Origin of the sequence: Mesorhizobium sp. M7D.F.Ca.US.004.03.1.1, from assembly GCF_003998635.1 — a bacterium.
GTDB lineage: Bacteria > Pseudomonadota > Alphaproteobacteria > Rhizobiales > Rhizobiaceae > Mesorhizobium > Mesorhizobium loti.
In genome coordinates, this window is sequence record NZ_RZQG01000182.1 from 1 (window position 1) to 8,234 (window position 8,234).

Annotated in this window: 8 protein-coding genes and 1 pseudogene; 5 read left to right on the plus strand and 4 right to left on the minus strand. The window is 63.9% G+C overall.

What is annotated here, in order from left to right; genetic code table 11:
* Window positions 1-90: 90 nt before the first annotated feature.
* Window positions 91-738: a hypothetical protein gene (locus EN935_RS13090; protein WP_127373360.1), complete on the minus strand. Its 648-nt coding sequence runs from the start codon at window positions 736-738 to the stop codon at window positions 91-93.
* A gap of 87 nt (window positions 739-825) precedes the next feature.
* Between EN935_RS13090 and EN935_RS13095 the strand changes: the two genes are divergently transcribed.
* Window positions 826-1,524 (plus strand): type 1 glutamine amidotransferase, encoded by a 699-nt coding sequence (locus tag EN935_RS13095; protein WP_127264835.1) that lies wholly within the window; start codon window positions 826-828, stop codon window positions 1,522-1,524.
* Window positions 1,525-1,820: 296 nt separating this feature from the next.
* Window positions 1,821-1,952: a hypothetical protein gene (locus EN935_RS42790; RefSeq protein WP_274533732.1), complete on the plus strand. Its 132-nt coding sequence runs from the start codon at window positions 1,821-1,823 to the stop codon at window positions 1,950-1,952.
* Between the two features lie 56 nt (window positions 1,953-2,008).
* Here the strand turns inward: EN935_RS42790 and EN935_RS13105 are convergent, their stop codons facing one another.
* From EN935_RS13105 to EN935_RS13115, 3 genes are read right to left on the minus strand one after another with little or no spacing between them, the layout of a single operon-like run.
* A complete protein-coding gene (locus tag EN935_RS13105) occupies window positions 2,009-2,818 on the minus strand; it encodes a metallophosphoesterase (RefSeq protein ID WP_127264828.1) in 810 nt (269 codons plus the stop codon).
* Between the two features lie 36 nt (window positions 2,819-2,854).
* On the minus strand, window positions 2,855-3,991 hold the full coding sequence (locus EN935_RS13110; RefSeq protein WP_127264829.1) for an alpha-hydroxy acid oxidase: 1,137 nt from the start codon (window positions 3,989-3,991) through the stop codon (window positions 2,855-2,857).
* A gap of 19 nt (window positions 3,992-4,010) precedes the next feature.
* Window positions 4,011-4,814: an FCD domain-containing protein gene (locus EN935_RS13115; protein WP_126067947.1), complete on the minus strand. Its 804-nt coding sequence runs from the start codon at window positions 4,812-4,814 to the stop codon at window positions 4,011-4,013.
* 209 nt (window positions 4,815-5,023) lie between these two features.
* On the opposite strand from EN935_RS13115, the gene EN935_RS13120 reads away from it, so the two are divergent.
* The 3 genes and pseudogenes from EN935_RS13120 to EN935_RS42005 form a co-directional block, all read left to right on the plus strand.
* Window positions 5,024-6,346, plus strand: a complete 1,323-nt coding sequence (locus tag EN935_RS13120) for a DUF3422 family protein (RefSeq protein ID WP_127264830.1) — start codon at window positions 5,024-5,026, stop codon at window positions 6,344-6,346.
* Between the two features lie 146 nt (window positions 6,347-6,492).
* Window positions 6,493-7,989 (plus strand): FAD-linked oxidase C-terminal domain-containing protein, encoded by a 1,497-nt coding sequence (locus EN935_RS13125; RefSeq protein ID WP_109670003.1) that lies wholly within the window; start codon window positions 6,493-6,495, stop codon window positions 7,987-7,989.
* 66 nt (window positions 7,990-8,055) lie between these two features.
* Window positions 8,056-8,234, plus strand: a pseudogene (locus EN935_RS42005) (FAD-binding protein); the annotation flags it as partial.

Below are 8,234 nucleotides of genomic sequence, written 5' to 3' on the forward strand. Positions count from 1 at the left end.
ATGTCTGGCCGCAGATCGTCGGGCACGAACAGACGTTGCATTTTGTAATTGGCGCGCATCGCCGAGGAATGAGCGAGCCGGCCGCCGGCGTCAAGCCTCGGCGGTCGGATGCCACGCCGGCCGAAAGCCATGCCGCAGCACGGCGAGCGTCGTGGCCGGCGTCAGCAGCGACAGCGTCTTGCCTTTGAGCTGGCCGAAATCGTTCGGCTGCCCGTATCCCGCAAAGGACCAGCGCAGTGTCTTGCCCATGCGCAAGGCATAAACGGTGCCGCCATCCGCAACGATGGCGCCGTCCGGCAGGCCGGCAAGCTCTTCAAATGCCACCATCGGCGGCTTGGCGCCCGAAGCCAGCCGCTCCTTGTGCAGCCGCTTGTCGACCATCGGCGCGCGCGGCTCGGCAATGCCGAAGGCTTCGCCGAAGCGGCCAACGAAAACCTTGGCCCGTTCGCGCTGGCAAAAGAAGCAGGGGCGATGCCCGGCCGCCAATGCCGTCACCTCGTCGAGGAAGAACAGCTCGGTCCAGCCCGCTTTACCGCCCTTTCGGTTGCTGCCCATCGGTTCGCGCCGCACGTCGCGGAATTGGCAAACGCAGATGATCCAGGCCTGAAGCGCCCAGCGCTTTTTCAGCAGCGTCTTCGTCTCGGGATCGTGGATGATACCGCGATTGCCGGTGAACAGCCCGCGCTCGGGCACGGCGTGGATGGCGCCGAACGGATCGACCCGGTTTTGCAGTGGCATAGCTTTCTCTCCGAACGCGCATCTTGGCTGCAATGCTGACGGCATGGTATCGCTCGTCACATCTTTTTCATGTCAGCAGGGTTTTTCATGCGGGTGCTGGTGGTCCAGAACTACGACAATACCGGCCTTGGCCAGGTCGGCGCAGCACTTGCGGAGGCGGGCGCAGATCTCGATCTGCGCCTCCCTTACAAAGGCGATCCCCTGCCGGATGACGCGGCCGGGCATGACGCCATGGTGGTGCTCGGCGGTGGCCAGAATGCGCTGGCCGACGATGAGTACCCCTATTTCCCGGCACTGCTCGAACTGACCCGCGATTTCGCTGGCAAGGACCGCGCCGTGCTCGGCATCTGCCTCGGCAGCCAGCTCGTCGCCCGCGCCTTCGGCGGCGAGAACCGCATTGGCGGCGCTAACGAGTTCGGCTGGCACGGCGTCTCGCTGACGCCGGATGCCAAGGACGATCCGGTGCTGGCTCAGTTGCCGGAGAAATTCCCGATCTTCCAGTGGCACGACGACACCTTCGTGCTGCCCGAGAACGCCGTGCGGCTCGCCGGCAACGATGTCACCGAGAACCAGGCGTTCCGCGTCGGCCGCGCCGTCTACGGTTTCCAGTTCCATTTCGAGGCCGACCGGCAGATGGTGCAAGACTGGAGTTCGTCCTTTGCCCCGACCATCGCCGCGCGCCATCCCGACTGGGCCGGCAAGCTCGACGGCGAAATGGCCCGCAACGGGCCCGACGCTGACGCTGCCGGCCTGGCCATTGCCCGCGCCTGGGTAGCGACCATCTGAGAACACCCATCCCTTGGTGCATGGCCGCGTGACATAATTGGCACGCGGCGGTGAATCCGCCTGGGGAAAACGCCTTTCATCCTTGGTTTACGTCCGCCCGCCAGCCTAGAAGGCGCGCGCTCTGCATCTTCGGTGCAACCGCGATGAACCTTTTGTGTGACCCGCGCGACACACCGTTGATACAGAACATGCCTAGAAGCGCGAAATCGTCGAAACTTTGAAGCGAATTCTCCGTTTCAACGCATTGGTAACCGCCTCGTGCACAGATGCAGAAAGCTCAACAAGAGATGACGTCCGTGAAAGCAGCGCTTCTGTCCTTTGCCATGGTATCCGCCATCGTGCTGTGCGGCCTCGGCATTTATGCCGCCGACGCAGCCAACAACCACAACGCCGTCGACGGCTACGGCGTCACCGCCTCGCTTCGCTAAAAGCCGGGGCTGCGCCACGAGCCGGAGCGTCTTTGGCGTCCTCGGACGCGCAGCGCTCAGGCCTCTTTTATCGTTCCGGGTTCCTTGATCGTCCCAGGCTCCTTGATCGTCAGTGTCAGGATGCGTTTGTCCGGCCCGTCGACGACGAGCGCGCTCAGCATGCCGGATTGCCAGGCGAGCGTGTCGACATTCACGCGGTTGGCCATCACTTCCGCCTCCGGCACCGGCGTGTGGCCGTGCACCACGATCTTTGGATAAAGGCCGGGGTGGTTGTGGAAGACGTCACGGATCCAGATCAGATCCTGCGGGTTTTGCCTTTCCAGCGCGATGCCGGGCCGGATGCCGGCATGGCAGAAGAAAAAGTCGCCCAGTGTCTCCGAAAACGGCAGCGACCGCAGGAAGTCGATGTGGCTTTGCGGCACGGCCTCGACCAGGGCCTGATGTCCTTTGCGCACGGCGGACTCGGCCTTGCCGAACCACACGCTGGTGCCTTCACTGATCGCCACGCCGTAGGACTGCGCCGTCTGGATGCCGCCAAACCGGATGAAAAGCCCGTCCGGGTCGGGGGTCTTGAGAAAATCGAGAAAGCCGATGTCGTGGTTGCCGGCCAGCATCAGATGGCGCGGGTCGCGCTCTCGCGCTTCGATCAGGAAATCGATGACGCCCTTTGAGTCCGGCCCGCGGTCGACATAGTCGCCAAGATGGATGACGCGCCAGTCGGCAGGCGCTTCCTGCTCGATCTCGGCCTTGATGCGCTGATGCATGGCGACCAGCAGGTCGAGCCGGCCGTGGACGTCGCCAATGGCATAAAGACGCACACCTTCCGGCCCATGCGCGTCGAGAAAATGGATGCCGGGTTCTGCCAATTTTCCGTTGTCTCCGTGGTTAGGCGGTCACGGGACTTAGCGCCGGAGCTGGTCCTTGCCCATGTCGGTGACCAAACGCTTTCCGCACAGCGCCAGCGTGATGTCCATCTCCTTGCGGATGATTTCCAACGCCTTGGTAACCCCTTCCTTGCCGAGCGCACCCAGCCCGTAAAGAAATGGCCGGCCGATATAGGTGCCCTTGGCGCCGAGGCAGAGCGCCTTCAGCACATCCTGGCCGGAGCGGATGCCGCCATCCATGTGCACTTCGATCCTGTCACCGACAGCGTCGGCTATTTCTTCCAGCGCCATGATCGATGACGATGCGCCGTCGAGCTGGCGCCCGCCATGGTTGGAAACGACGATCGCGTCGGCGCCGGTCTTGGCCGCCATCAGCGCGTCCTCCTTGTCGAGAATACCTTTCAGGATCAGCTTGCCGCCCCAGCGCTCCTTGATCCAGGCGACATCCTTCCACGACAGATGCGGATCGAACTGCTCGTTCGTCCATGAACCCAGAGATGAGACGTCGCCGACACCCTTGGCATGACCGACAATGTTGCGGAAGGTGCGGCGCTTCGTGCCGGCCATGCCCATCCACCAACGCGGGCGCATGGCGATGTTGGCAATGTTGGCCAACGTCATCTTGGGCGGCGCCGACAAGCCGTTACGGACATCCTTGTGCCGCTGGCCGAGAATCTGCAGGTCGAGCGTCAGCACCAAAGCCGAGCATTTCGCCGCCCTTGCCCGGTCGATCAGATTAAGCACGAAGTCCTTGTCGCGCAACACATAGAGCTGGAACCAGAACGGCTTCGTGGTTACCGAGGCGACATCCTCGATCGAGCAGATGCTCATCGTCGACAAGGTGAACGGCACGCCGAATTCTTCCGCTGCCTGCGCCGCCAGCATCTCGCCATCGGCGTGCTGCATGCCGGTCAGGCCGGTCGGGGCCAGCGCCACCGGCATTGCCACCTTTTCGCCGATCATGGTCGATTCCAGCGAACGGTTGCTCATGTCGACCAGCACGCGCTGGCGGAACTTGATCTTGCCGAAATCCTCCTCGTTGGCCCGGTAGGTGCTCTCGGTCCAGGCGCCGGAATCGGCATAGTCGAAGAACATCTTCGGCACGCGCCGGCGCGCGAGGTCCTTGAGGTCGGCGATGGTCAGGATTTGGCTCATGGGCTTCCCGTTTCGATAGCTAGGAGCGTTTGCGTGCAGGTTCGGTATCGGTGGCGTCGACGCGCTGTTTCAGCCTCAGTCGCGAGACGCGCTGCCAGTCGCCGCTGCGCTCGGCCTCCGCCATCGACCGTTCGACATAGGTGATGTGGTCCATCGCTGCTTGCCGGGCAGCGGCCGGGTCGCCGGCCTTCACCGCCGCATGGATTGCCCGGTGCTGCGCAAGCAGCGCCTCGCGCGCGCCGGGCACGGTGAACACCAAGAGCCGGTTCTGGAACACGCCTTCCGACAACAGCCGATAGCAGGAGCGCAGCGTGTGCAAAAGGATGATGTTGTGCGCGCATTCGCAGATCGCATGATGGAACTCGACGTCGATTTCAGCCTCGTCATCGAAGTCGCCGGTCCGGTGCGCATCGTCCATGCGTGCCATGATCTTGTCGAGCAGCGCCATGTCGTCTGACGTGGCGCGCCGCGCAGCGTATTCAGCCGCCACCCCTTCGATCTCGCGGCGGTATTCCAGATAGTCGGTCACAGCCTTGCGGTGCATCGAGATCAGGTCCGTCACCGGCTTGGTGAACAGCTGGCCTATGACATCGGCGACATGCGTGCCACCACCCGGCCTCGTCGTCAAAAGGCCGCGCCCTTCGAGCGCCTTCAGTGCGTCGCGCAGGATCGGCCGCGACACGTCGAACTGGCGTGCAAGCTCGCGCTCGCCCGGCAACCGGTCGCCGGTGCGCAGTACGCCTTCGAGGATGAGGCTCTCGATCTGCTGCACCACCTCGTCGGCGGTGCGCGAATGCTCGATCCTGGAAAAAATATCGCTCAACTCGATGCCTGGAAGGTGAACCGGTGGGGCGCAGGATAAAGCCTGCGTCGCCAACTGGTCAAATTATTTATCCAATTGGCCGAAGCGTGTCGAATTTGCCGCCTGGCGTCATATCATCTTCGGCTAAACTTTGCTGTTTGCGTCATCCGGCCATTGGCTCTAGAGGGACGCGAGTGCAAGAGGGTTCAAAGAAACCCGGGGGACAAGCCGTGTCAGACGACCCGTCCAATCTCGAATTCCAGCCGCGCGCCAAGGGCAGCGTCATGGGATTTCCCGCGCATGAGGGCCGGCCCGGCGCGCTCGGCGAGGTCCATGCCCGGCCGCATCCGCTCATCGAAAAGCCGCGCGTCCTGGTGCAACTCGCCTTCATGACCGAGGGCGGCTCCGGCGTCGACATGGCCGTGCTTTCCGAACTGTCGCGACGCCTCGGCATCGCCGCACCCGACCGCCAGGCTCGCCACCACGCTATGAAATGGGGCAAGGGCTCGCTGCGCTGGGAGCGGCACACCGAATTCTCGACCTATCTGTGGGAAGGGCCGCTCTCCGAAAGCGGCAGGACGCAGGAGGATTCGCCCTTCGGCAACGGGTTTTCTCCCCCGGGAACAGTCATCTCCGGCATCCGGCTCGAAATTCGCAAGTGGACGCAAGCGAGCGAGCGGCTGATCGCCGGCTTCGATCCAACCAGCCTGTGCTACTCGCTGGTCGAGCGCGGCAACGCCGCCATCGTCACCGATTTCCGCCAGGATGGCGACGGCATGACGCGCATGCTGGTGCTCGATCGCGGCCTGACCCCGGCGCGCACCGGCGCGCTATCGCAACGGCTGATCGACATCGAAACCTACCGCACGTTGGCCATGCTCGGCCTGCCGCTGGCCCTGAACTTGTCCGGCCGCGCCCGCCGCATCGAGGACCGGCTGGCGCAGACCACGCTGGAGATGAAGGTCGCCGAGACCCGCGACAGCCAGACCTTGCTGGCCGACCTGACCGAACTTGCCGCGGAGTTGGAAGCGGACGCGGCGTCGAGCCTCTACCGCTTTGGCGCCAGCCGCGCTTATGACGGCATCGTGGTCGAGCGGTTGGAAGCGCTCGAGGAAGAAGCCGTGCCCGGCTACGATACCTGGGGCGGGTTCCTGCAGCGACGCGTGGCACCAGCCATGCGCACCTGCCGCTCGGTCGAAGAGCGGCAAGCCAATCTGTCGCGCAAGCTGACCCGCGCCACGACGCTGCTGCGCACCTGGGTCGATGTCGAGGTCGAGAAGCAGAACCGAGACCTGCTCGCCTCGATGAACAACCGCGCCCGCCTGCAACTGCGCCTGCAGCAGACCGTCGAAGGCCTCTCGGTCGCCGCCGTCTCCTATTATGTGGTCGGCCTTATCGGCTATGTCGCGAAGGGTGCCTCGATCTTCGGCCACGCCTTCGCGCCGGAGGTCATCACCGCCGCTTCGGTGCCTGTCGCCATCCTGCTGGTCTGGTGGGGCGTGCGTCGCGTGCGGCGGATGCATTCCGAACCCGGCAAGCTGGCGGGCGAATAGCCGAACAGGCAGACGAGGCAGCGGCAGATTGCCGCTGCGGAAGCCTGTCTCGACCATGAGGCTGGTTTCCCCACCCAGGCAGGATTTGCAACCGACGCGCTTCACTGGTAAAAGATTTTGACCAGTCAAGCGAAACGAGGCTGTTGATGTCCGGCCTAGCCATGCCGAAACCAGACGACGCCACGATGCGCCGGCGCGACGAGATCGTCGCCGACATGCGCATCATCGTGCCGGGCGAGGGCGTCGTCGACGCCGCCAATTCCATGCGCGCTTTCGAGAGCGATGGCCTGACCGCCTATCGGCAGCTGCCGCTGGTTGTCGTTTTGCCGCAAACGGTGGCGCAGGTTTCGCGCGTGCTGAAATACTGCAACGAGCGCAACATCCGCGTCGTGCCGCGCGGCTCCGGCACCTCGCTGTCGGGCGGCGCGCTGCCGCTCGAGGACGCGGTGCTGCTGGTCATGAGCCGCTTCAACCGCATCCTCGCGATCGATTTTCCCAATCGCACCGTCGTCGCGCAGCCGGGCGTCACCAATCTCGGCATCACCACCGCCGTCGAGCAGGAGGGCTTCTACTACGCCCCCGATCCATCCTCCCAGATCGCCTGCTCGATCGGCGGCAATGTCGCGGAGAATTCCGGCGGCGTGCACTGCCTGAAATACGGCCTCACCGCCAACAATGTGCTCGGCATCGAGATGGTGCTGATGAGCGGCGAGGTGGTGCGGCTCGGCGGTAGCCATCTCGATGCGGAAGGTTATGACCTGCTCGGCGTCATGACCGGTTCGGAAGGGCTGCTCGGCGTCGTCACCGAGGTCACCGTGCGCATTCTGAAGAAGCCGGAGACGGCACGTGCACTGCTGATAGGCTTTCCCACCAGCGAGCAGGGCGGCCAGTGCGTCGCCGACATCATCGGTGCCGGCATCATCCCGGGCGGCATGGAGATGATGGACCGGCCGGCGATCCACGCGGCCGAGGATTTCGTTCATGCCGGCTATCCCCTTGATGTCGAGGCACTGCTGATCGTCGAACTCGATGGGCCGGGCGTCGAGGTCGATCATCTGATCGGCCTTGTCGAGGCCATCGCCTACAAGAACGGCTCGACCACCTGCCGCATATCGCAGTCGGAGCAGGAGCGGCTGAGCTTCTGGGCCGGCCGCAAGGCGGCATTCCCGGCGGTCGGCCGCATCTCTCCCGATTATTACTGCATGGATGGCACCATCCCGCGCAAGGAACTGCCGCGTGTGCTGGCCGGCATGCGCGAGCTGTCGGAGAAATACGGCCTCGGCGTCGCCAATGTCTTTCATGCCGGCGACGGCAATCTGCATCCGCTGATCCTCTACGACGCCAATGTGCCGGGCGAACTCGACAAGGCCGAAAGCTTTGGCGCCGACATATTGCGGCTTTGCGTCAAGGTTGGCGGTGTGCTCACCGGCGAACACGGGGTGGGCGTGGAAAAACGTGACCTGATGCCGGAAATGTTCACCCAGGTCGACCTCGACCAGCAGATGCGCGTCAAATGCGCCTTCGATCCCAACCATCTGCTCAACCCGGGAAAAGTGTTCCCGCAGCTGCGCCGCTGCGCCGAACTCGGCCGCATGCACATTTCCGGCGGCAAACTGCCGTTTCCGGACATTCCGAGGTTTTGAGATGATGGCGCCTCAGAATGAAGGTTCCTCTCCCCCGCGAAGCGGGGCGAGGAACAAGGGTCGACCATGACCACCTTCACTCCAACCACGTCGGAAGAAGTCCTGTCCACCGTCGCCTGGGCTGTGGCGGAAGAATCGCCGCTGGAAATCCTCGGCCATGGTTCCAAGCGCGGTATCGGCCGGCCGCAACAGAGCGAACACACGCTCGACCTGTCGAAACTCTCGGGCGTCACGCTGTATGAGCC

What these genes read in the sequence shown, in the direction of transcription:
- EN935_RS13090 (WP_127373360.1), bottom strand. Translation starts at nt 738, where the DNA reads ATGCCACTGCAAAACCGGGTCGATCCGTTCGGCGCCATCCACGCCGTG.
- EN935_RS13095 (WP_127264835.1), top strand. Translation starts at nt 826, where the DNA reads ATGCGGGTGCTGGTGGTCCAGAACTACGACAATACCGGCCTTGGCCAG.
- EN935_RS13110 (WP_127264829.1), bottom strand. Translation starts at nt 3,991, where the DNA reads ATGAGCCAAATCCTGACCATCGCCGACCTCAAGGACCTCGCGCGCCGG.
- EN935_RS13125 (WP_109670003.1), top strand. Translation starts at nt 6,493, where the DNA reads ATGTCCGGCCTAGCCATGCCGAAACCAGACGACGCCACGATGCGCCGG.